The organism is Streptomyces sp. NPDC048734 (assembly GCF_043198675.1).
Lineage (GTDB): Bacteria > Actinomycetota > Actinomycetes > Streptomycetales > Streptomycetaceae > Streptomyces.
Genome location: NZ_JBICUZ010000004.1, coordinates 460,421 through 483,135 on the forward strand (window position 1 = coordinate 460,421; position 22,715 = coordinate 483,135).

Below are 22,715 nucleotides of genomic sequence, written 5' to 3' on the forward strand. Positions count from 1 at the left end.
GGCCGCGTGTACAGCGCCGTCTGTCGGCCCGTCCGATAGCGCCCTCGCGCCGTCCCGCCCCCACGCTTCAGGCAGGGCACGACGACGCCGGAGGCGCGACCTCCCTCCTCCTCCGCCCGCGATCCGCTCCTCCCCGAGACGGCATGCCTGCCGACGAGGGTGGGCGAGTGGAGTGCCGGTGCACGCCCATGGGCCTCAGCCCTCACCTTCGCGTACCTCCCTGATCACCCATTTCCCGAGAGGACACCTCCGTGTCTGCCGCAAGACCGCTCACCATCCTGCGCGCCATCGCCGTCGTGACGGCGCTCCCCGTCCTGCTGACCGCCTGCGGGTACGGATCCGAGTCGACCGACGACGGCAAGAAGACCGCGGTCGCGGCCGACGCCGAGAAGCTCTCCGCCGACGAGGTGAAGATCGGCTACTTCCCCAACCTCACGCACGCCACCGCTCTCGTGGGCGTCCAGGAGGGGCTGCTCCAGAAGGAGCTCGGCGGCACCACGATCAAGGCCTCGACCTTCAACGCCGGCCCCTCCGAGATCGAGGCGCTCAACGCCGGCTCGATCGACATCGGCTGGATCGGCCCCTCCCCCGCCATCAACGGCTACACCAAGTCCGGCGGCAAGAACCTGCGCATCATCGGCGGTTCCGCCTCCGGCGGGGTGAAGCTCGTCGTCGACCCGAAGAAGATCAAGTCCCTGAAGGACGTCAAGGGCAAGAAGATCGCGACCCCGCAGCTCGGCAACACCCAGGACGTCGCGTTCCTCAACTGGATATCCGAGCAAGGCTGGAAGGTCGACGCCGAGAGCGGCAAGGGCGACGTCTCCGTCGTCCGCACCGACAACAAGGTCACCCCGGACGCCTACGAGTCCGGTTCCATCGACGGCGCCTGGGTGCCCGAGCCGACCGCGTCCAAGCTGGTCGCCGAGGGCGCGAAGGTGCTGCTGGACGAGTCCGACCTGTGGCCCGACAAGAAGTTCGTGATCACGAACATCATCGTGTCGCAGAAGTTCCTCGAGCAGCACCCGGACGTCGTCGAGGCCGTACTGCGCGGCTCGGTGAAGACCAACAAGTGGATCAACGCCAACCCGGGCAAGGCCAAGGCGTCCGCCAACGCGGCACTGGCGGAGCTGTCCGGAAAGGCGCTGCCCGCCGACGTCATCGACCCGGCGTGGAAGTCCATCACCTTCCTCGACGACCCGCTGGCCTCGACCCTCGACACGGAGGCGGAGCACGCGGTGAAGGCCGGTCTGCTGGAGAAGCCCGACCTGAAGGGCATCTACGACCTCGCGTTGCTCAACAAGGTCCTGAAGGCCGAGGGCGGGAGCGAGGTCGACGACGCCGGCCTGGGCGCCCGGTAACGGCGGGAGGACCGATGAGTCCCGGAGGGTGACGTCCCCGGCGGCCATGCCCGGCATGGCCGCCGGGGACTCGGCCGCGGTGACCCGTGCCGTCAGGATCGAGCACGTCCCGACGTCCTTCCCCGTGCCGGGCACGCCCGGCGGACATCGACTCGTGCTCGACGCCATCACGCTCGATGTCGTGCCGGGCGAGTTCGCCACCTTCCGGGGAGCCTCCGGAGCGAGGGCGCCCGCAGCCGGGCCACCGAGCCGAGCCCGAGGAGTTGTTCGGCGTCCCCGGTGCCGGCCACGCCGACCTCGCCGTCACTCCTTCGTCCCGACGGCCTCCACCGGACGGGCCCTCAGCAGCAGGCGCGCGGGCACCATCGCGCCGGCCGCGGCCAGCGCGGCGGTCAGGCCGACGATCGCCAGGTATGCGGGCACGGAGACGGACGGCCACACCGTTCCGTTCACGGCCGTCGCGACCAGCGCCAGGGGGAAGGCCGACAGAGCGGTTCCGAGCAGGACCCCCACCACTGCCACCGTGAGGCTCTCGCGGCGCATCATGGCCATCACCTGACGGCGGGTGGTTCCGCTCAGCCGCAACAGGGCGAACTCACGGCGCCTGGTGGCGGTGTTCATGGCCTGGGTGTTGACCACCGTGATCGCGGTGTAGGCGATGATCACGGCGACGACGAGGTAGTTGACCCAGGCCGTCGCGCGCTGCTCGGCCACCTGCGCGTCGGTCGCCGGTCCGTCGTTCAGTGAGGTGCCGGGGTAGTCGGCGGCGAGCGCCGAGAGCGCTCCGGCCGGGTCCGGCCCCGCGGACGCCGACCGGACCAGCACGGACCGGTCGAGGCGGTCGGTGGTGTGCGCCAGCAGCAGGTCGTGGTCGAAGGTGACGTCCGCGAAGCCGAATCCCCGCTCGTAGACGGCGATCACCCGGCCGGTGAAGGCCGTACCGTCCCCGAGACGCAGCCGTGCCCGGTCTCCGACGCCGATGCCCAGCCAGGAGGCGGTGGTCGTGCTGACGGCCACCGTGCCGGGGGACAGCTCCGCCAGGTCGCCCCGCGTCACGCCCAGGTCCATGGTGGCGGCCGCGGCCCGCGGTTCGACGCCCTGCGCGCTCAGGGAGACCGCCTCCTCCTCCCCGAGCAGGGAGCCCACTCCCACCACCTTGGAGCGCACGATCCCCGTGGCCGCGCGCACGCCCGGCAAGTTGCCCGCCCGCTTTGCCAGTTCGGGTGAAACGCCGGACGGTGCGGTCAGGACGTGGTCGGCGACGGTACCGGCGTGGATCTGGTCGGCGGACTCCTTCAGCTGCGTGGTCTGGGTGAAGACCACCGTGGCCGCGAAGGCGACGACCAGCACGAGAGGGGTGACGGCCCCCGCGGTGCGGGTGGCCTGACTGCGCGCGTTCGCCGTGGCCAGCCAACCGGTGACACCGGTCCCGCGCAGGGCGGGGGCCAGGACCCGGATCGCCGTGCGGGTGAGGGCCGGGCCGAGTACCGCCACCGCGATCACGAGCACGAGGACCAGGGAGTTGGCCAGTCCGACGAGGGTGAGGAAGTCGGTGCGCGTGCCGAGACCGAGGCCGGTGACGGCGGCCGCCAGGGCCAGCAGCGCGCAGCCGGTGACGGTGCGTCCGCGTGCCAGGCGCGTGGGCTCGGCCGCGGCCTCGCCGAGGGCTTCCGTCGGACGGATGCGGGTGGTGCGGCGTGAGGCGAAGAACACCGCTGTCAGCGCGGTCAGCACGGTCACGGCGATCGCCGCGAGGAACGGCAGCGGCCCCAGTGCCGGCCGGAAGTCGGGAGGGACGATGCCGTGCCCGGCGAACCGGGCGCCGAGCCAGTGGACCGCTCCGGCACCGGCCGGGCACCCGGCGACTCCCGCGGCCAGGGCGACCGTGACCGTTTCGGCGACGACCATGCGGCGCAGCTGACGCGGGGTGGTGCCGACGGCCCGCAGGAGCGCCAGTTCCCGGCGCCGGTGCAGGATCGCCAGCGAGATGGTGGCGTACAGGACGAGGACCGCCACGAGCAGTACGTTGCCGCCGATCGCGATGGCGAGTTCGACGAGGTTGGCGGCGCCGACGGCGACGTCGTCGAACTCCGCCCTGCCGCGCCCCGCGCCGGTCTCGACGACGGCCGGCTGTGCGGCGAGAGCCTTCTCGACGGCCGAGGCCACCTGCTCCGGGGAAGCGCCCGGCGAGGTCAGGACCCCGAAGGCGCGGACACCGTCGGAGGCGCTGCCGTCGAGGCGGTCCATGGCGGCGTCGGTGACGAACAGCACCGACTGGCGGGGGGTGCGTCCGTCGCCGAGCGCGACCAGCCCGGCGACGCCGTACGTGCGCGGGGTGGAGGAGGTCATGAGCTTGACGGTGCCGCCGGACCGGACGCCGGCTCTGGCGGCGAGGTCGGTGTCCAGCACGACCTCCCGGCCGCCTCGCGGCGCGCGTCCCTCGGTGAGGTGGAAGCCGCCCAGCGCGAGGCCGGCCCAGGTGTGCGCCTGGGGCGCGCGACCGTTGCGGCCCGTGACGGCGTGTCCGCCGGCGAGCACGCGGACCGTGGCCCCGCGGTCCGCGACGACCGACCCGACCCCGTCGACGGCGGCTATCCGTTCCGCTGTCGACCGGGGCAGCAGGGCTCGCTCGGACAGCGGCTGCCCGCTCTCGTGGGTCGATCCGTCGGCGGACCTCACGTCGAGCGCGACCTTCTGCTCGCCGGAGACGACGACCGCGGCCTTCTCGTACCGTTCGGGCGGCGGGGTGGAGCGGAGTCCGGATTCCAGGAGCACGCCGCAGGCACTGATCACCGTGGCGCCCAGGAACAGGGCGAGGAAGGTGGCGGCGAACGCTCCCCGACGCGCCCGCAGGCTCGACAGTCCCAGGCGCAGCATCACGAGGTCCTCCGCAGTCCGGACATGATGTGCCTGACCTGCTCCGCGGTCGGCCGGTCCAGGTGCCGCACGACACGTCCCTCCCGCAGGAACAGCACGTGGTCGCCGTGCTCCGCCGCCACGGGATCGTGGGTGACCATGACGACCGTCTGGTGCAGGTCGGTGACCGCCTGCCGCAGGAGCGACAGGATCTCCAGGGCGGTGTCGGGGTCAAGGGCCCCGGTCGGCTCGTCCGCGAACAGCACCTCCGGCCGGGTGACCAGGGCCCGTGCGACGGCCACGCGCTGCTGCTGCCCTCCCGACAGTTCCGCGGGCCTGCGCTCGAGCAGCCCGGACAGCCCCACCCTCTCGGTGACGTCACGCACCCAGCCGTCGGCCGCGCGCGTGCCCGCCAGCCTGAGAGGGAGGGTGATGTTCTCGGCCGCGGTGAGGGACGGCAGCAGGTTGAACGCCTGGAAGACGAACCCGATGCGGGTCCGGCGCAGTTCCGTCAGCCGTGTCTCGTCGAGCCGGGTCAGGTCCTGCCCGCCCAGGTGCACCGTGCCGGACGTGGGCCGGTCGAGACCGGCGGCGCAGTGCAGGAACGTGCTCTTGCCCGAGCCGGACGGCCCCATGACGGACGTGAAGGTCCCGGGCATGATGCCGACGCTGACCCGGTCCAGAGCCGCCACGCCGGAGGCCGCGCTCCCGTAGTACTTGGTGACCTGTGTCAGTCGTACGGCGCTCGTGGTGGTGACCGGGACGGCGGCCGGTTCGTCGCGGCTGTGCAGCCTGACCATGGAGTCCTCGCGGGTCGACGGGGTGTGGGAACTCCACTTCAGCCGAGAGGCGGGCCCGTGGCCTCCTCCCCCGCGGCGAAGTCCGCGCTCCTCCGCCCGGGCGAGACGGTCGGAGAGGTCCTGCGTCCGGACGAGCGGGCGAGCGGGCGCGGCGGCATCACGGCACCGCCGCGCGCCGGTCTCCTCCTTGCGGAGGAGGCGTCGGGGAGGAGGTCCGCCGGGGCACATCCGCCTCGGGGCAGAGCCGCGGCCCACGAGGGCCCGTTTACGGTGGGGTCATGAAACTGATGGACTCGTTCGCGGGGCTCCGCCTGCCTGCCGCCCTGACCGACACGAGTCTGGCGGCACTGGTGGCCGCGGGCTGTCTGGCCCTGCCCGGCCTGATTCCCCCGGACGGACCGGAGTTGCACGGCCCGGACGCCCGGGGGTTCGCGCTCATCCTGCTCCTGACCCTGCCCATCGCCCTGCACCACCGCTTCCCGTGGGCGAGTCCGCCGGTCGTGGCGGCCGCCGCCAGCACCCTTCAGGGACTGTCGTACATTCCCGACCTCTCCGGACCGGAAGGCACCTCGATCGGCCCGGCCTACCTCGGCGTGGCCGTGGCCGTCTTCCTCACCTCCGTACGGTGCGAGCCGCGGATCACGACGCCGGCGGCCCTGCTCATTCCGGTGCACGCGTTCGCCGAAGCGCTGCTCGCCTCCGCCGGGAACCGCGTCGCCACCTTCCTGACGGACGTCCTGCTCCTGCTGGCGGCGTGGGCCCTGGGGCTTCTGGTGCGGGCCCGGACGGCGATGCGCAACGAGGCGGTGGAACGCGCCGCCGCCCTGGAACGGGAGCAGACGGCCAACGCACGCGCGGCCGTGATGGCGGAACGGGCCCGCATCGCCAGGGAGATGCACGACATCGTGGCGCACAACGTCAGCCTGATGGTCGTCCAGACCATCGCGGCCGACCGGGTCCAGGACCGCTCCCCCGGAAAGGCCCACGAACTGCACGCGACGATCGAGCAGACGGGGCGGGACACCGTCACCGAGCTGCGCCGGCTGCTGAGTGTGCTGCGCACCGACGAGGAAGCCGACGACGACCCCACGCGCCAACCGCCCCAGCCGACCGTCGACGCCCTTCCCGAGCTGATCGACTCGGTCCGCGCCACCGGCCTGGACGTCGACCACCGCATCACCGGAACCCCGGTCGCCCTGCCGGCGGGCGCGCACCTCACGGTGTACCGGGTGGTCCAGGAGGCGCTGACCAACACCCTCAAGCACGCCGGCCCCACCCGCACCGGTGTGAGCCTCGCCTGGGACGGGGACGGGGACGGGGACGGTGGCCGGCTCGTCGTGCGGGTCTGCGACGACGGCCCCCGCGACGACGCCCGTCCGCACCGGCCGCCGACGGCGCCGACCGGCACCGGTCACGGCCTGCTGGGGATGCGTGAGCGCGTCTCCGCGGTCGGCGGCACCCTGTACACGGGCGCGCGGCCGGGAGGCGGCTACTGCGTGCACGCCACGCTGCCCCTGCCCGAGCCGGACGAGACCACCGCACAGCACGAGGAAAGCCCACGGTATGCAGCCCATTAGCGTTCTGCTGGTCGACGACCAGCCCATGATCCGGACGGGGTTCCGGCTCATCCTCGAGGCGGAGCCCGACATCACCGTCCTCGGAGAGGCCTCCGACGGCCGCGGCGCCGTCGAGGAGGCCCGTCGGCTGTCCCCCGACATCGTGCTCATGGACATCCGGATGCCGCACATGGACGGTGTGGAGGCCACACGGCTGCTGTCGGAGTCGGGGTCACCCAGCCGGGTCATCGTCCTGACCACGTTCGACCTCGACGCGCACGTCGTGGACGCGTTGCGGGCGGGCGCGAGCGGTTTCCTGGTCAAGGACGGCCCGGCCGATTCGCTGGTGGGCGCCATCCGTACGGTGGCGGTGGGCGACGCCGTGCTCGCCCCCCGGGTCACCCGACGGCTGCTGACGCGGTTCGCCGCGATGTCTCCGGAAGCCGAGTCGGCGGTGCCGGCGCGCCTGGACGCGCTGACCTCCCGGGAGCTCGACGTCCTGCGTGCCCTGAGCAGGGGTCTGTCGAACGCGGAGATCGCCCAGGCCCTGGGCATCGGGGACACGACCGTCAAGACCCATGTGGCGCACATCCTGGCCAAGTACGGTCTGCGCGACCGGATCCAGGCGGTGGTCCTCGCCTACGACTGCGGGCTCGTGACCCCGGGCACGGCGGGGAGGCCGTGAACCACGGACCGGGCCGGGGCCGGCGCCGGGGCCGACAGCGCACCCGGCGCCACGCGCCCCCCGCAGGCGCGGGCAGCGGCAGGGGTAGCGGCAGGGCTAGGGGTAGGTATCCGGGCCGACAACCGTCGGGGCCCTGCGGCGGCTCGGCTTCGCCGGCGGGGACACCGTCGCGACGAAGCACCCGACCGCCCACGACGACGCCGGACGCGCCCGACGCCGCCGTGCGACGACTCGTCACGGACCTGTACGGCAGCGGCCCGGCCGCGCTCCAGGGGCCCTTCGACGCCTCCCGGACGGCCGACCGGACGTCCACCCGCCGACCCGGCCTGCCGTCCTGCGGCCGGGCGGACGCGTTCGGAAAGCCCTGCCGCAGAAACGGCTCCACCGACCCGGCATTCTGGACCAGTACGCCGAACTCCTGCCCGGGGAAGGGGACTTCCCCGGGCCGTCGCACCTTCCCCAAGTAATCGATCGATCGGACAGCACCAGTGGACGTTCTCGTTCTCCTCCTCGTCGTCATGACCGGCGTCACCACGATCGTGACGGTGGAGAGCAGGGCCAGTCGGCTCGACAAGCGGATCCGGGGCCTGGAACGCAGACTCGACGTGCTGCTCGACCACTGGGACCTGGAGGCCGGGAATGCCGCACCGGCCGAAGTGGTGGCTCTGGCACGCGCCGGGAAGGACGTCGCCGCGATCCGGAAGTACCGGGAGATCACCGGTGCAGGCCTCCGCGAGGCCAAGGAGGCCGTCGACCGGATGAACCGCTGACCCGGGCGGGGCCGCACCGGTGCGCCTCGCGCGGGCGGAGCCGATGAGGGCTTCGGTCAGCCGCGCAGCAGATCACCGGGCCCCACCTGCGCGCACAGAGGCGGCTCCGTCTCTCCCTCGTACGCGAGGTGGAGTTCACGACGGGCCCGGGTCGCCATGACGTAGTACGTCATGCGCAGGGCGGCCGAGGTGGGATCGACCGCCGCGTCCGTGTGCGTGTCGGGGATGACGACGGTGTCGAATCCCAGCCCTTTGGCGCTTGCCCGGTGGACGAGCACGATTCCGGGACGACCGAGGTCCAGCGTGCGGTAACGGCCTTGTCCCGGACGGGCCTGGGAGGTGTACAGCTGTGGCTTCAGCCGCGGTGCCCTGCGCTCCAGACTGCCGAGCAGGGAGAACTGGGTGTGGGTGGAGTTCACGATCACGCCGATGCTGTGCTGCGGGTTGCGCTGCGCCAGCAGGATCAGCAGGTCTGCCGCGCCGCGGTGCGGGAGGCGGTGCAGTCTCGGGGGCGGCCCGTCGTGTTCGGGGAGGACGGGCAGACCGGCGCCCGTGTGGAAGTGGGCGGCGAAGGACGCGATCTGGCGTGTGTTGCGGTGGTTGCCGTCGAGTTCGAGACGGGTGCAGCGATCCAGCCGCTCGGCGATCTCGGCGAGCGTGGAGTTGGTGTCGGTCAGCCGCTGGCACTCGTCCGCGAACACCGTCGTCCGGCTCCCGAGCAGCCGGCAGAGGCGGTAGAACTCCGGTGGCAGGTCCTGACCTTCGTCGACGACCAGGGTGAGTCCGGGCACGGGACCGGTCTCCGCGGCGCGCGCGTAGAGGGCGGGCCAGTCGAACCAGCCGTCGGTGCCGCGAGGGGGCTGTCCGCCGTACCACTCGGTGAGCCACGCGTGTGCGGTCGCCACGCGCACGCCGCGGTCCGCCGGTCCGAGCGCGTGTACGGTCGCGGCCAGTGACTGGCGGAGCAGGTTGGACCGGGTCAGCAGGACCGCCGGGGTTCCGGTCAGGGCGAGCATGACGGCCCGCTGGGCCGCCAGGAGGCTCTTGCCGCTGCCGGGCGGGCCGCTGATCAGGTGGTTGCCGTCGAAGGGAAGGCTCTCGAGGCAGGCGCGCTGTTCCGGTACGAGGTCGAGGTAGGTGAGGGTCACATTTCCTCCAGGGCGTCCACCGCGGCACTCCGGGCGGCCGTGACGATCGACTCCAGGTAGCCGGGTACCTGTTCGCCGCCGATGACGAGAGCGCGGTCGAGAAGGGTGTTGCCGGTCTCGCAGCTCGTCTCGGGCAGGAGGGCGCAGGCGTGGCAGGCCGCGCGGTTGAGGTTGCCGAAGCCCTGGCCGGTGTGCTCGGCGCAGAGGGGGTCGGCGGAGCACCAGGCGGCGGCTTCGATGGTCCGCAGGAGGGTCTCGGCCAGGCGCGGAGGTTCGCCCTGCTGCACGAGCCCGCCGAGAGTGCCTTCGGCGTCTCCCGCGGCCGTGTAGACGAGGATGCCGTACTGGTCGTGCTCGGGGCGGGCGTAGACGCGTTCGCGCAGGCTGGCCGTCGTGTAGCCGGATTCGAAGGAGAGCTGGCGGATCAGCAGGTGGGCGAGGGTGTGCAGGAGGACGAAGCGCGGGGAGAGTTCTTCCCCGGTCAGGGCCTGGAGCCGGTCCTTCTGGAAGGACCGGTCGAAGTCCGCGCGCATGCCCGCGACGCGCCGGCACACCTCCGTGTCTCCTTCCCATGCGGTGAGTTCGTTCTTGTCGAGGGTGAGGAGGACGCCTTCACCGAACACTTCGACGGCCGGGAGCCATTTGAGGCGCCGGGCGGTGTCGGCGGGGACGACGGTCGCGTCCGGGGAGACCCGGCTGAAGCCGGAGAGCGCGCGGACCTCGCGCAGCCGGTCGGCGAGGACGACCCGGCCGATGCGGCGGTGCAGGCCGGCCCAGGGTTCGGCGGTCTCCTGCCCGAGTCCGAGGGTGGTCTCGCGCAGTGCGAAGTCGCGGGTGGCGGGCATGGCGGGCGAGGTGAAGGCGGTCCATTCCTCGCGACTGAGGTCGGGGCGGGCCAAAGCCGCGGCCGGGTCGGACGAAGGGGCGGGCAGCGGCTGCCCGGTCTCCTCCGCGAGCAGGGCGTCGAGGAGTTGGTCGTCGGCGCCGGTGTCCTCCTGGATCATCGTGCGGAAGACGTCGGCGCGCGGGGTGCCGGCGACCCGGCAGAGCGACACCCACAGGTCGTGGGCGCGTACGCGTCCGGCGAGCTCTTCGTCTGCGTGCGACGCGGGGGCGTCCGACTCGGGGATGTCGAGCGCCGAGTGCACGACCGGGTAGTACAGGTTGCCCGCGGTACGCTGCACGATCTGGACGGGCATCACGCACTCCGTGGCCTCGCCGGCCCGCTGCCAGGGGTTGCGTCCCGTGCAGCGCGTGCCGTGCGTACCGAGGATGTCGAGCAGGTCGCGGGAGGCCCCGCATCCCTTGGCCGTGCAGGTGACGGAGAGCGCTTCGAGACCGGAGGCGCGCTCGGACACGAGGAAGCGGAGCCTCTCGCGCTCGCCGCACCGGCGCCGTTCGCCGGCCTCTCGACGCGAGTGGGCCCAGAACCACCAGTCGACGTCGCCCAGGTGGCCGGCCGCGCAGATCTGGACGAACCGCATGGGGGCGAGGGTCCGGCCGGGTGAGCAGGACGGGCAGCGGGGCGGCTGTCCCGGCTTCTCGTCGGCGATGCGCCACCGCTTCATGCGGCGGCAGGCGCCGCAGAACAGCCAGGAGGGGAAGCGGATGTAGGGGGCGCCGGGGGCGTCGGGAGTGTCGAAGCGGTCGTTGGCCGTGGGGGGCGCGGCGTAGAAGCCGGTGACGCCGAGCCTGCCGGCGAGGCGGGGCGACTCGACTCGTTGCCTGGCCTTCAGCGGCCAGTCGCCGATGCCGGTGGCGACGAAGGACTCGCCCTGGATGTCGAAGACGGCTCCGACCCCGAACGGCAGAACGGTCTGCGACTGGCGTACGCGGAGTGTGCGGTTCACAGGTCGGCTCCCTTCACCGTCACCTGGCATTCCCGGTCGACGTTGCGCATGGAGTTCGGTGTCTCCCAGAGGCCGTAGCGCTGTTCGAAGCTCTTGATCAGGTTGGACTGTCCCTTGCCCTGGCTGCGGTAGTAGAGCTCGCGGCCGTCCTTGCGGGCCTCGCGCGCGGCGTCCTCCCAGTCGGCGAGGAGTCCGGTGAGTTCCTCGCGTACGGCGTCGGCGGCGTACGGCTCACCGGCGGCGGCCCGTGCCGCCAGTTCCTCGACGAGGGCTTCCGCTTCGGGCAGCCGGTCGAGGATGTGCCCGGCCCGGTTCTCGGCGGCGAGGCCGAGGCGGTGACGTACGAGGATGACGAGCGCGGCGTGCAGGGCGCGCCGGCGTGAGGGGACGGACCAGGGGGTGACGCTGGTGGGTTCGACGTGCCGGTAGAGGGAGCGGTGGTACACGTCGAAGGTCTCGTAGTGCGAACGGTCCCTGGGGCGGGTGGCGTTGAAGAAGGTGACGACGAGACCGGGCACGGTGTGCCGGCCGACCCGGCTGGTGGCCTGGATGTACTCGGCCGTCGTCTTGGGCTGCCCCTGCATGAGCATCAGCGCCAGCCGCTTCACGTCGATGCCGACGGACAGCATGTTGGTGCAGGGCAGGAACGACACCGACTGCGGGTCGTTCCAGGGCTTCTCCAGCCGGTCGAGGAGAACGGGCTGTTCGGCACGCGGCAGGTTGCTGGTGAGCTCCTGCACCTGGTGGTCGGGCAGTTGTCTGACCCCCGAGCCCGACTCCAGCCCCGTGAGCTGGGCGGGGATGTCGTCGGCCGCGGCCGTGACCGTACGGCCGAGCTCGCGGAGGCTGTGGTGGTAGGCGACCAGCGTCCAGTAGGCGTCCCGGTGCTCCTCGGGAAGTTCGTGGGCACCCTGGAGCATCGCGGCGGCCGTGGCGACGGCGGCGCGGCCCGCGGTGTGTCCCTGGGCCATGACGCCGAGGTAACGACGGCCGGGCCGGGACGTGTCGGGTTCGGCGAAGTAGGAGTGGCGGGCGTCGAGCCCGGCGGGTGGGAAGAGCTGGGCGCCGCTGCCGTAGAGGGCGCGGATCTGCTCGCCGGAGCGGCGGATCGTCGCCGTGGACGCGACGACCTTGGGTCCGGTGCCGTCGCGGTCGGTGCACAGCCCGAGCACGGCCGCCTCGTACAGGCCGACGGTGGTGCCGAGCGGACCGGTGAGCAGGTGCAGCTCGTCCTGGATGACGAGGGACGGCGGCCGGTTCCCGGTGCCCGCGCCGAACAGCCGTCCCGAGCGCGGTTCCCACGCGAGCCGGGCGAACTTGTCCACCGTCCCGAGGACGAAGGTGGGCGGCCGGTCGTACAGCTGCTCGTCGACGACGGCGACGGGCAGTTCGTCGTGGAAGGCGCACTCGTCGCGCGGGCAGAAGAACGCGAAGGAGCCGGCGGTGGCGCGTACGCCGTAGTCCCCGATGTCCGGCGACTTGTGGGCGGGCATGATGCGGGTGCCGCACCAGGGGCAGCGGTCGAGGATGAAGACGTCGTCGGGCCGGGCGGCGCCGCGCACGTCGTCGAAGACGGCGCGGGCCTTCTCGTACGAGTTGGGGGAGGTGGCCTCGCCCACCCACAGGCCGATGGAGAAGGGCTCGTCCCCGTAGTGGGCCGGGTCGGCGCGGCGCAGCGTCTCCAGGGCGCAGATGGTGGTGGCCGCGCGCTGGAACTGCTGGGTGGTGAGCAGACTCAGGGTGTAGCGGCTGAGGACCGCCGTGCCCCCGCCGCCCTCCTCACCGCGGCGGAGCACCATGGAGAAGGCGGCCAGCAGCAGGTAGGCCTCCGTCTTGCCGCCGCCGGTCGGGAACCAGATGAGGTCGGTGGTCTCGCGGTCGCGGTGCCGGGGGTCCGTCACGCCGTCCAGGGCGAGCAGGAAGAACGCGAGTTGGAAGGGCCGCCATACGGCATCCGGGCTCGGTTCCGGCTCGAGGAGCACCGGGTCGCGGCGGTCACGGCGTTCCCCTGCCTGATCGCGGGCGGAGTGCCGCATCTGGAGGGCCATCGCACGGTTCGCGGTGCGGAAGGCGTGCAGCAGTTCGGGGCGTGCCGGGTCGCAGAGGGTACGGACGCCGGACTCGATCCGGGTGACGGCGGCGCTGACGCGCTCCAGGACACGGTCGGCGGCCTCGCGGCCCCAGGCGGGGACCTCGGCGTTCAGCTGTCCCACGTACCAGGCTCGGTAGTCGGCGGCGAATTCCGCCAGCTCCTCCCGGAGTTGGGCATGGGGTACGGCGGGGTCGGCGAGGTGGAGCACGTTCAGGACGGGGGATCCGGTGAAGCCGGCCGCCCGGACACCGCTGACCTCGGCCTCGGGCATGACGGCGGCCTTGAGGGCCACGACCGTCGGCTCGCCGCGCTCGTCGGCCCCACGGTGCTCGGCGTACCGTTCCTCGACCGCGCAGCCGTGGCCGACGGCGTGGGTGCGGACGTGCCGGTACTGAAGACGCAGTTCCTGTTCCTCCGGGTCGCGGCTGGCCAGCCGCACGCTCGGGTAGGGCAGGACGTCGCCGTCCGCGGGCCTCGCCTCCAGTTCCACCTGGAAGAGCATCCGGTCCCATTGGGCGGCCTTGCCGAGCGCCTGCTCGTGGTGGGCGGTGTTGACCAGGGCGACGGTGACGAGCTGTCCGGAGCCGAAGGCGCGCCTTCGGACGCGGATCTCGGCGCGTCCGTCGAGTACGGGCACGTGGTTCCGGTCGGGTCCGAGTGCGTGGGTCTCCTCGGGCAGGGGGACGCGTTCCCAACGGCGGCCCTGCTCACCGGTGGCGGCGAGGGTCTTGTAGCGGGCTCCGGCGCAGCGGACGTCGATGGTCGTGGCGTCGGTGTAGAAGCTGAGGCCGAGCGAGGACGGCAGCCAGGAGTTGGACTCGGGCACGGGGTCCGCCGCGGGCGCCGTGTCCTCGGCGCCGCCCTCCGTGCCGGTCCCCTCGAGCTCCTCGGCGGCCAGGTCCAACTGCCTTTGCAGGTCGGCTTCCTGCGGATACAGCGTGCCCATGAGGTACTCGCGGTCGGGCGGCGCTTCGAGCAGCTCGTGTTCCCCGAAGGCCGGGCCGACGAGCCGGCGGCGCAGGGAGGAGACGAGTTCCTGTCTGGGGTCCATGGACGTGCTCCTGAAGCGGTACGGGTGGTGCGGGCTGCGGGTGCCGGGTGTGGCGTGGCGGGTGTGATGTGCCGGGTGCGTGTCGGATGTGGAGTGCGCGGGGCCGGAAGTCCGCCGTCAGGACCAGCGCCAGCGACTGCGGGGTGCGGAGCGTTCGGCGGCTGCTTCGCGTTCGGCGGCGAGCTGTTGCTGCAGTTCGGTGATACGGGCCCAGGCGTCGTGCTCGGTCTGGGTGATCCGCGCCGCGGCCCGCTGTTCGGCCGCCGCCACCTGGGCCGAGGCCTGCTGCTGGGCAGCCCGCAGAGCCATGTCGCGTTCGGCGAGCAGGGCTTCTGCCTGCCGCAGCCGCTGCTCCAGGGCCGCGACGCGGGCCTCCCCTTCCTCGTGGTGGCGCCGCAACCGCTGGCCGGTTTCCTCCGCCCGCCGCTGCGCGTCGTTCGCGCGCTGGTAGAGCACCGCTGCCCGTTCTTCGGCCGTGCTCGCCCTCCGTTCCGCGTCGTTCGCGCGCTCCTCGGCCGTACGGACGGCCTGCTCGGCATCCTTGGCGCGCCGTTCCGCCCGGACGGCGCGCTCACCGGCTGCGGCCAGGGCCGTCCGTGCCGCACGCTCCCGCTGCTCGGCGTGTTCGGCGCGCTCGACCAGGGTCTGCCGTGCCTCGCGGTGCACCTCCTCGATGTGCGCGATCCGCTCGTCCGCCTGTGCGCGCAGGTGCCGCTCCCGGCGGAGCACGGCCCTGTCCGCTCGCCGCAGCAGCGTCTCCTCCAAGGCGTCGAGCTGCTGTTCGGCGTCCGCAAGGGCAGCGCTGTGCCGGTCGTCCGCGGCCCGCCGTTCCTCGGTGAGTCGCCGCTGCGCTTCGTCCCGCAGGCGCGTCAGCTCGGCCTCGTGCGCATGGCGCAGCTCGGTCAGGCGCCGTTCGGCGTCGGGCCCGGCCCCGCCCTGTCCGGTGCCGCGAGCCGCGGCACCGGCCCGGGACACCTCCTCGGAGGTACGGGGCGACACGGACGCGAGCCCGTCCCCGAGCGGAGAAGCGGGCTGCCCGGCGACGGTCGACGTGTCGGCTCGGCCGTGACCGGTCCTCGGGTCCCCCGCTCCGTGCGGCATGGCCCGGGGCCCGGCCGTGTCGTCCCGGGGCCGTTCACCGTCCGGGACCGTGCCGGCCTCCGGGCTCGCCTGGTCATGTTCGACGTCGGTGGCCCCCTCCGCGCGAGTCACGTCGGGCCGGACTTCGCCCGGCGACGGGGGCGACTCCGGTGTGGGGCCGTCCGCTTCACCCCGCGGGCCGTCGGCCGAGGCCGTCATGCGCCCACCCGGTGCCTCTCCTGCTGCCGCGCGCGTCCGCGCGCTGTCTTCGGGCCCTGGAATCGCCTCCGCATGCCGCCCTGCCGCGGGACCGCCCGGCGAACCGCCGGTCCGCGCCGCCGCCCGGCCGGCACGTTGCGGGAGCTCGGCGACGAACTCCCGCAACGAGTCACGCAGCGCGAGGCGCGACTCACCCAGCACCAGGGGCTTGGCCGCGAGATACGCGCGCGGAGTCACGCCGAGCAGTGCCTCGGCCGGCCTTTCGAAGAAGTCCTCCGGCCGCAACCCGGCCTCCTTCACGGCGTCGAACACGCGCCGCAGCACCTCCAGGGCCGTGACCACAGGCCGGTCGAGCATCCCCCTGTCCCGCACGGCGCGTACGACGGCGTCGGCCGAGGACGGGCCGAGGAGCACCGTGAGCTGCACATGTCCCACGGCGAGCAGCGCGTACTCGGCGAGCCAGGCCACTCCCCCGCCGAAATCGGTCGGCATGCGCAGCGCCTTCTGCCAGTCCGCCGCGAACCGCGCGGGTTCGCGGGCCGCCGGCCCGGAGACCGGCAGCCCGCCCGCCTCGGGGACGACGGCCGGCGCCGAAGGGGTGCTCTCCTGCGCGGTCTGCGGCATGTGCCCCGTGCCCGGCTTCGGGACCGGGCCGGCACCCGACCCGGCACCGGGCGTGTCGGCCACGTGCCCGGGCTCCTGCCGCGGCACCGGCCGGAGGTCGTCCGAGGGCTCCGCGGACCGACGGCCGGCCTGTTCCTCCGGCTCAGCCGCGGGTGCGCCGAGAGCGTCCGGCGGCACGTCCTGCGGGGAGCCCGCCGACGCTTCGCCGCGTGCGGTGCGGTCGCCGGGGGCGACTGCCGCCCCGGTCTCCGTGGAATGTCCGCCGTCCGGCGTCTCCCCCGCTCCGGCGGGCCGGGGCGGCACTTCCGGCTGAGCCTGCTGCGGCGCGGGGCCGGGCGGGGTGTCGGGCATCCGCCCGGCCCCGGAGAGCTCCTTCGGAGCTCCCGCCCGGCTGCCGGGTCGCCGTACGCCGGCCGGCTCCCCTGCCCTGTCGGGTTCCTCTCCGAGGCCGCCGTCGTCCTGGTACGCGGCGGTGAGCCCGGCCGCCACCAGCCGGTCCCGGAACTCCTTCTTGGCCTTCGACTCGATCTGCCGGACGCGCTCACGGGTCCGGCCGATGTGCTGCCCCAACTCCTCGAGTGTCGAAGGTTCATCGCCGTCCAGGCCGAGGCGCCGGACGAGGATGTGGGCCTCACGTTCGGGGAACGTGTCGACCACCTCCATGATCTGCTCCAGCAGCATCGCGCCGAGGACGACCCTGTCCACCGGTGGCAGGGGATTCGTCCGCCCGATGAAGTCGCCGAGGGTGACCCCGTCCCCGACGACCCGGTCGAGGGAGTCGGTGCGCCGGCTCAGCCTCCGGGCCTCCTCGACCTTCTGCAGGGTCATGTCGCAGTACACGGCCACGTCGGCGACTCCGGCGGGCCGGCCCTGCAGGGCCAGGTTGCGCTCCGCCAGCGCCACCTTGCGCACCTGTTCGTGCATGTGGACCGGGATGCGGATGACGGCGCCCTCGTCCGCGATGCCCCGGCTGATCGACTGGCGGATCCACCAGGTCGCGTACGTCGAGAACTTGAAGCCCTTGGAGGGGTCGAACTTGCGCGCCGCCCGCATCAGGCCCAACGCGCCGTGCTGGAACAGGTCGTCGTAGTCCAGCCCCTGTTCCAGGTACCGGGGCACCATCTTGTGCACGAGTCGCTGGTTGTGCAGGACGAGACAGTCGCGGGCGCGGATCCGGAGGTCGTCGGAGGGCAGGCCGCTCAGGGTGTCGCCGTGGGGTTCCTCCGCCACGTGGTCCGGTCCGCCCCGCACCAGTACGGCGAGTCCGACTTCGGCCTCGGCGCTCAGCAGGCGCGTCTCCGGACGCCGCCGGAAGCGGTCGTCCTCCAGGACGGTCAGCGCGGCGGCGACGGCGGGTGCGAGGTCGCCGAGGTCGCCTGCGGTCGCCGCGTCCGGAAGCAGAAAGGGCTCGCCCTCCGGCACGTCCTCCAGTTCGTGTTCCTTGGTGTCGACGAGAGCGGTGGGACCGGTTCCCGCGGCCTCGGCCACCGGGGCGGCCGCCTCGTCCCGAACCGCCTCACCACCGGTCGCCGCATCCGCGGCCGCCTCGACGGTCGCGGCGGCCGCTCCCCGCACCCGCGCCCCGGCCCTCAGGGCTGCCGCGTCCCGCGGGTTCAGTCCGGCCAGCCGGGCCACACCGTCCAGGGCGCGCGACGTCACGTACCCCTCGGGGTCGGCATAGCGCCTCAGCAGGGCGCGCACCACGTCACTTGAAGGAAAGGCAGACCTGAACACATTTTCTTCACGAATCCGTGCAACCTTTTCCGCATCCGGACCGTCACCGTCTGCATGCGCCACCGCCCTCAGGACGGGCAGCCCCAGCCCGGCCAGCTCCGCTCGAAGCCGCTCCCGCTCGACCTCACCGAGCCCCAGCGCGCGGACCTGCTCCACGAACACGGATTCCGGCACGGCGCCGCCCACCGCCGCCTCACGCAGGCGGGTGAGCAGCCCTGCCAGCGCGGCCTTCAGTCCGGGCTCACCACTCGACCGGGCCCGCTGCGCCGCATCCCCGGCCGCCCCGCCGGACTCCTGTCCCGCCGCGCGACCTGGCGCGCCACACCCTCCGACAGACCGATGCCTCACACCGCCCACCCCCTCCCCGATGACCTCACAGAACGTATAGCGACACGTTGACGATGTCAACAGACTGAAAATCTCCTGCGCCTACGTCAATTCGTGTACGGTTGCGGACACCGTGCTCCCGCTCTGCAACGATGAGCGGAGCGGCAATCGACATGAAGGAGCCGGGGAGTGACGAGTCCGCCGTCGGCCAACGGGACGGGGCAGCCGGTGTCTGGGACGCGGGCCGAGGCGGTCGCACGGGAGCGGGAGCGGCTGAGGGCGCTCAGGGAGCGCCGGGACGCCCAGAGTGCGGACACGGGGGTCGACGGGTTCACCGTACGCAGGTGGCGGAAGGTGGGGGTGTTCGGAGCCCCGGCGGTACTGCAGGCCCATGCTCTGCTCCGACAACTCGCGTCCCTCGCACAGGACGCGACGCACGACACCCTGGCCGATGCCCTGCGCGACGAACCGGACGACCGGCTGCTGCCTGCCGTGCGGACCGTCCTCGAACGAGCCGACCCAGCCACGGTCGCCGCGATACTTACGGCGGTCCACGCGGGCGGCTTCCTGTGGCTGACCGAGGTCGGGGAGCAACGGCTCACCGCCCTGACAGCGGGCGACGACACGCTCGCCGTCTCCGCGAGCGAGGATCCCTCCGGAGCCTTCGCCCTCCTCACCGCGTTCGCGACGGAGGGTACGGCCGCCTTCCCGCCTCGGATGCTGCCGCGTGTGCTTCCTTGGATACCACCGAGCGTCCTCGACGACCTCATCGACGCCGGAGCGGTCGGTCCCGAGCATCAGCCCTGGCAGTACCGGGCCGATGAGCCGGAGCACGCTTACCTCAAAGCCCGGCTGGTTCCCGATCAGGTATCCGCCGAGCAGGCAACCGCGCTGGAGTGGACGGCCCGGCAGCGGCGGAACGCGTTCCTCGCCGGGGGTGAGCCGCTGCCCTCGGTCGGCGACGTCTACGACCTCTTGGAGCGAGTTGCCGACGGCGACGCTTCGGTGGTGAAGGAGCTCGAAAGGGAGTTGCCCCGCGATCTGGTGATCCGACTGCGCCGGCTTCTCGGCGGGGTCGATGTCGGCAACTGGGACCGGGACATCTGGGAGGACAGGGGGCTGTGGCGGCTCATTTTCTCTCTGTGGGAGCCCAAGGCTGCCGTCAACCCGTCACGGTCGCCCCTGCACGCGCTCATGGCACTGCGTCAGGCCTACGACCTGCTGTGCCTGAACGACCTGCCCCATGCGTCGTCTCAGATAGACAAGCTGGTGTCGTTCGAGACCGCTGCCCCGGCCTACCGAGCCGAAGCCCTCAACTTCCATGCGTACACGCTGTTGCTCCGGGAGGAACTGGACGAGGCGGCCGCCGCCCTGAAGGGGATCAGCGGATCGCGCGAGTCGGCCGAGTCCAATCTCCGAATGATCGAGCAGCGTCGGACCGTTCCCCGTAACGACAGACCGGCAGCGTCCAACCCCTACCTGGACCTCGGGCTGCCGCACGGCGCACCGAACTGGGAGACCCGGTACCGGGACCTCCGCCGGGAGCATGTGCACGACGTGGACATCAGCGCGCGGCTCAACAGCGCGATGAAACGCATCAGAGACGCCGAACGCGACGAGGACTCGTCCGGCTTCTTCGTACTACCGCTCGACGCGGACGTGTTCGAGCTTCCGGACGAGGTGCCGATCACGCTGGTCCCGCCCCTGGCCCCGCTGACCAGGCGAACGATCCCTCACTTTCCCGAAGACCTCGGGCTCGTGCGGCAGCGAGCGGTGGCGGATCTGCTGCCCCACCTGCTCAGCGCCCCCCGGCGCCCCGATCGCAACGCAAGGATGCACACACAGTGAAAAAGGTGCCCCGCAGCCAGCGGAAGACCACAGGAGCCCTCAAGCGCGTTACCCCCAAGGGGAACAACGGCCTCAAACATCGTCGGGAGAAGCGGCAGGCGGCAGCAGATGTCCCCAAGGACTCCCCGCGCACCTACCGCCCCGAGGAACTACTCAGCCCTCACATGCTGCTCTCCCGTTTCACCGAGCGGGCGACCGACCTCCTGATCGCCCTCCCGGAAGAGGAGCGCCCCACACAGGCCGCTGTGACGGCTGCCTTGCGCCAGGCCGTACTGGAGGCGTTTCGCTCCAGGGAGGAGTACGTGGCCCGGATGGTCGAGGTCGATCTGCTCGCCGGGGCCCCCAACCAGAGTGCCAGTTCGCTTCGGAAGGGCATCCGTACCGCCTTGCTGGACCAAGGCGTGCGATGCGTGGACTCGCCCGACGGCGAGAGCGAACTCTTCGTGGTGGTGGAAGGCGATGGTGAGGCATTCGAGGTGCTGCGCCCGGCCTACGTGGACCAGGCCACCGGCAAACTGGTGCTCTCCGGACAACTGCGCCGCCTGCCCGGGCCCGACGGAGGAGACCACTCCGCCGCGGACGACGTGGCGCCGAACGGGGAGGGCGTGTGACCGCCACCGGGATCGATTTCGGCACCACCAACTCCGTGGTGGCCCAGTGGCTGGGCAACGATGCCGACGTGCTGCTGCTGGACGCCCACCACATCGACGCCGACTGGCGCCACCCCGGCTTCGAACACCTCTTCCCATCGGTGGTGGGCATGAGTTCGCTGCGCCGGGGGGCGTTGTTCGGCTGGGAGGCCAAGCTCCGCTCCGAGGAGGCGGCCGAGGCCTGCAAGCGACTTCTCAAGAGCGACGAGTACGTCACGATCCACGGCCGCAGGTTCGCGGCCACGACGGTGGCCGCCGGTGTCTTCCAGGCCATGCGGAAGGGCGCGGAACACAATCTCACCGCCATCGACCAGGCCGTGATCACCGTGCCCGCCAACGCCACGGGTGCCGCGCGCTATCGCACCCGCGCCGCCGCGCAGTTCGCCGGCATCGACGTCCTGGCGCTGCTCAACGAACCGACGGCAGCCGCGATCTCGTACGTGCACGAGCTGCAAGAGGCCCGCACCATCCTGGTCTTCGACTGGGGCGGCGGCACGATCGACGTCACCGTGCTCGACTACCAGGACGGGTTCTTCGAGGAGCTCGCATCACGGGGTGTGACCGAGCTGGGCGGTCTGGAGATCGACCGCCGTCTGCGTGACCTCGTCCTCGAACGGGCTCCGGCGCGATCGGCGTGGACGCCCGCGCAGGAGCGGCAGTTCGGGCTGGACGTGGAACGCAGCAAGATCCGCCTGTCCTCCGAGGACTCCGTCACCGTCAGGACTCCGGACGGTGACACCGTCGAGGTGTGGCAGGAGGAACTGGAGGACGCCATCACCGACCTCGTGGACCGCGCCCTCGCACCGGTCCAGCAGTGCCTCACCGACCTGCATATGGCACCACTGGACGTGGACGCGGTGCTGATGATCGGCGGCACCAGTCAGATCCCGAGCGTCCGGATGGCGGTCGCCGAGGTCATGCAGCAGCAGCCTGTCGAGGTCGGAGTGTGCGATCCCATGACGGCGGTCGCCCGCGGTGCCTCCATCGCGGCAGCTGTGCTGTCGGGGGAGGTCGACGGCGTGATCCAGGTGGCGACGAGCCATGCCCTGGGCACGGTCGTCACGGACGACACCGGCCGGCGGAAGTTCAGTGAGATCATTCCGCGCAACTCACCGCTGCCGTGGAAGGAGCGCAAGAGCTACACGCCGGGCCGGGACAACGCCCGCAGTCTCCCCGTGGAGATCTGGGAGGGTGCCCCGGAGCGACCTCTGGATCACCCCGACAATGTGCAGTTGACAGAACTCCGGCTCACCTATCAGGATCCTCGGGCTCGTGAGGACTCCCGGTTCCTGCTGGAGTACACGTACGACACGAACGGGCTTCTGCACGTCAAGGCGATCCTTGAACGTACCGGCGAGGAAGTGCTGAACGAGGAGATCAAGAGTTTCAGCTCTGGTGGCCCGACGCCGGCAGTACGCAGGGAACTTGAGGATCTGCTCGCCGGCAACGTGATCACCAGGCCGCTACCGACACAGGTACAGAAGCGAACCACGGGTTCGGCGCCTACGGCGCTCGTGGTGGACGGTTCCAACTTGGCGTGGATCGGCAGGTCGCCGCGGGAACCCGGTACGTACGGCAGCGACGACCGACCGTCCTACGCCCAACTGCTGTCCGCACGCGACGCCCTGACATCGCGGTATCCCGACGCCGTGCTCCACGTGGTCGTCGACGCCACTTTCAGGTACGAGGTCGCAGAAGAAGAACGTGCGGCAGTGGATTCGGCGCTCAGCAAAGGCGATCTCATCCAGCCTCCGGCCGGAACCGAGGGCAAGGGCGATGCGCTTGTCACAGCGATCGCGGAGGACACCGGCGGAACCGTCGTCACCAACGACAACTATGCCGAGTTGCAGAACAGATACCCCTGGCTGCGGAACAAGGAACGAGTGCTCGGGGTCACCTTGTCGCAAGGGAGGTGGGTTTTCACACCGCGCACCTGCGTGCCGTCGCCTCGCCACCGGATCGTACGAGCGGAGGTACCTCAGCAGTCCCGGGCCTTGATTCCCCCGAGCCCCGGTCCCCTTCCCGAGTTCAGATACCACCGCCCCCACGAGGAGTAGGGGTGAATGG

Annotated in this window: 13 protein-coding genes; 7 read left to right on the forward strand and 6 right to left on the reverse strand. The window is 71.9% G+C overall.

Features of this window, described 5'->3' with window-relative positions:
- The first annotated feature begins 251 nt into the window (after positions 1-251).
- On the forward strand, positions 252-1,358 hold the full coding sequence (locus ACGFQC_RS14510) for an aliphatic sulfonate ABC transporter substrate-binding protein (protein WP_363087731.1): 1,107 nt from the start codon (positions 252-254) through the stop codon (positions 1,356-1,358).
- A gap of 303 nt (positions 1,359-1,661) precedes the next feature.
- Here the strand turns inward: ACGFQC_RS14510 and ACGFQC_RS14515 are convergent, their stop codons facing one another.
- Together ACGFQC_RS14515 and ACGFQC_RS14520 are read right to left on the reverse strand one after the other, a co-directional pair.
- The gene (locus ACGFQC_RS14515) at positions 1,662-4,235 is read right to left on the reverse strand and encodes an FtsX-like permease family protein (RefSeq protein ID WP_363087730.1); all 2,574 of its coding nucleotides are present in this window, start codon (positions 4,233-4,235) and stop codon (positions 1,662-1,664) included.
- A complete protein-coding gene (locus tag ACGFQC_RS14520) occupies positions 4,235-5,014 on the reverse strand; it encodes an ABC transporter ATP-binding protein (RefSeq protein ID WP_363087729.1) in 780 nt (259 codons plus the stop codon). The genes ACGFQC_RS14515 and ACGFQC_RS14520 overlap by 1 nt, the downstream gene beginning before the upstream one ends.
- Positions 5,015-5,292: 278 nt before the next feature.
- On the opposite strand from ACGFQC_RS14520, the gene ACGFQC_RS14525 reads away from it, so the two are divergent.
- The 3 genes from ACGFQC_RS14525 to ACGFQC_RS14535 all read left to right on the forward strand — a co-directional run bounded on the left by ACGFQC_RS14525 (position 5,293) and on the right by ACGFQC_RS14535 (position 8,025).
- Positions 5,293-6,591: a sensor histidine kinase gene (locus ACGFQC_RS14525; RefSeq protein WP_363087728.1), complete on the forward strand. Its 1,299-nt coding sequence runs from the start codon at positions 5,293-5,295 to the stop codon at positions 6,589-6,591.
- Positions 6,578-7,255, forward strand: coding sequence for a response regulator transcription factor (locus tag ACGFQC_RS14530; protein ID WP_363087727.1), 678 nt, complete (start codon positions 6,578-6,580; stop codon positions 7,253-7,255). The genes ACGFQC_RS14525 and ACGFQC_RS14530 overlap by 14 nt, the downstream gene beginning before the upstream one ends.
- Before the next feature lie 488 nt (positions 7,256-7,743).
- Positions 7,744-8,025 carry a hypothetical protein gene (locus tag ACGFQC_RS14535; protein ID WP_363087726.1) on the forward strand — a complete coding sequence of 94 codons (282 nt, stop codon included), beginning with the start codon at positions 7,744-7,746 and terminating at the stop codon, positions 8,023-8,025.
- A gap of 56 nt (positions 8,026-8,081) precedes the next feature.
- Here ACGFQC_RS14535 and ACGFQC_RS14540 read toward each other — a convergent pair whose 3' ends face one another.
- From ACGFQC_RS14540 to ACGFQC_RS14555, 4 genes are all read right to left on the reverse strand, one after another.
- On the reverse strand, positions 8,082-9,173 hold the full coding sequence (locus ACGFQC_RS14540; RefSeq protein WP_363087725.1) for a DNA helicase: 1,092 nt from the start codon (positions 9,171-9,173) through the stop codon (positions 8,082-8,084).
- Complete coding sequence (locus ACGFQC_RS14545) at positions 9,170-11,023, reverse strand: DUF1998 domain-containing protein (protein ID WP_363087724.1); 1,854 nt, start codon at positions 11,021-11,023, stop codon at positions 9,170-9,172. The genes ACGFQC_RS14540 and ACGFQC_RS14545 overlap by 4 nt, the downstream gene beginning before the upstream one ends.
- Complete coding sequence (locus ACGFQC_RS14550) at positions 11,020-14,166, reverse strand: helicase-related protein (protein WP_393288205.1); 3,147 nt, start codon at positions 14,164-14,166, stop codon at positions 11,020-11,022. The genes ACGFQC_RS14545 and ACGFQC_RS14550 overlap by 4 nt, the downstream gene beginning before the upstream one ends.
- Before the next feature lie 117 nt (positions 14,167-14,283).
- Positions 14,284-17,790 (reverse strand): sigma-70 family RNA polymerase sigma factor, encoded by a 3,507-nt coding sequence (locus tag ACGFQC_RS14555; RefSeq protein ID WP_363092210.1) that lies wholly within the window; start codon positions 17,788-17,790, stop codon positions 14,284-14,286.
- A 549-nt stretch (positions 17,791-18,339) separates the two neighbouring features.
- On the opposite strand from ACGFQC_RS14555, the gene ACGFQC_RS14560 reads away from it, so the two are divergent.
- From ACGFQC_RS14560 to ACGFQC_RS14570, 3 genes are read left to right on the forward strand one after another with little or no spacing between them, the layout of a single operon-like run.
- Positions 18,340-19,998, forward strand: coding sequence for a hypothetical protein (locus tag ACGFQC_RS14560; RefSeq protein ID WP_363092209.1), 1,659 nt, complete (start codon positions 18,340-18,342; stop codon positions 19,996-19,998).
- The gene (locus tag ACGFQC_RS14565; protein WP_363092208.1) at positions 19,995-20,609 is read left to right on the forward strand and encodes a hypothetical protein; all 615 of its coding nucleotides are present in this window, start codon (positions 19,995-19,997) and stop codon (positions 20,607-20,609) included. The genes ACGFQC_RS14560 and ACGFQC_RS14565 overlap by 4 nt, the downstream gene beginning before the upstream one ends.
- Positions 20,606-22,705: an Hsp70 family protein gene (locus ACGFQC_RS14570; protein ID WP_363092207.1), complete on the forward strand. Its 2,100-nt coding sequence runs from the start codon at positions 20,606-20,608 to the stop codon at positions 22,703-22,705. The genes ACGFQC_RS14565 and ACGFQC_RS14570 overlap by 4 nt, the downstream gene beginning before the upstream one ends.
- Positions 22,706-22,715: the final 10 nt, after the last annotated feature.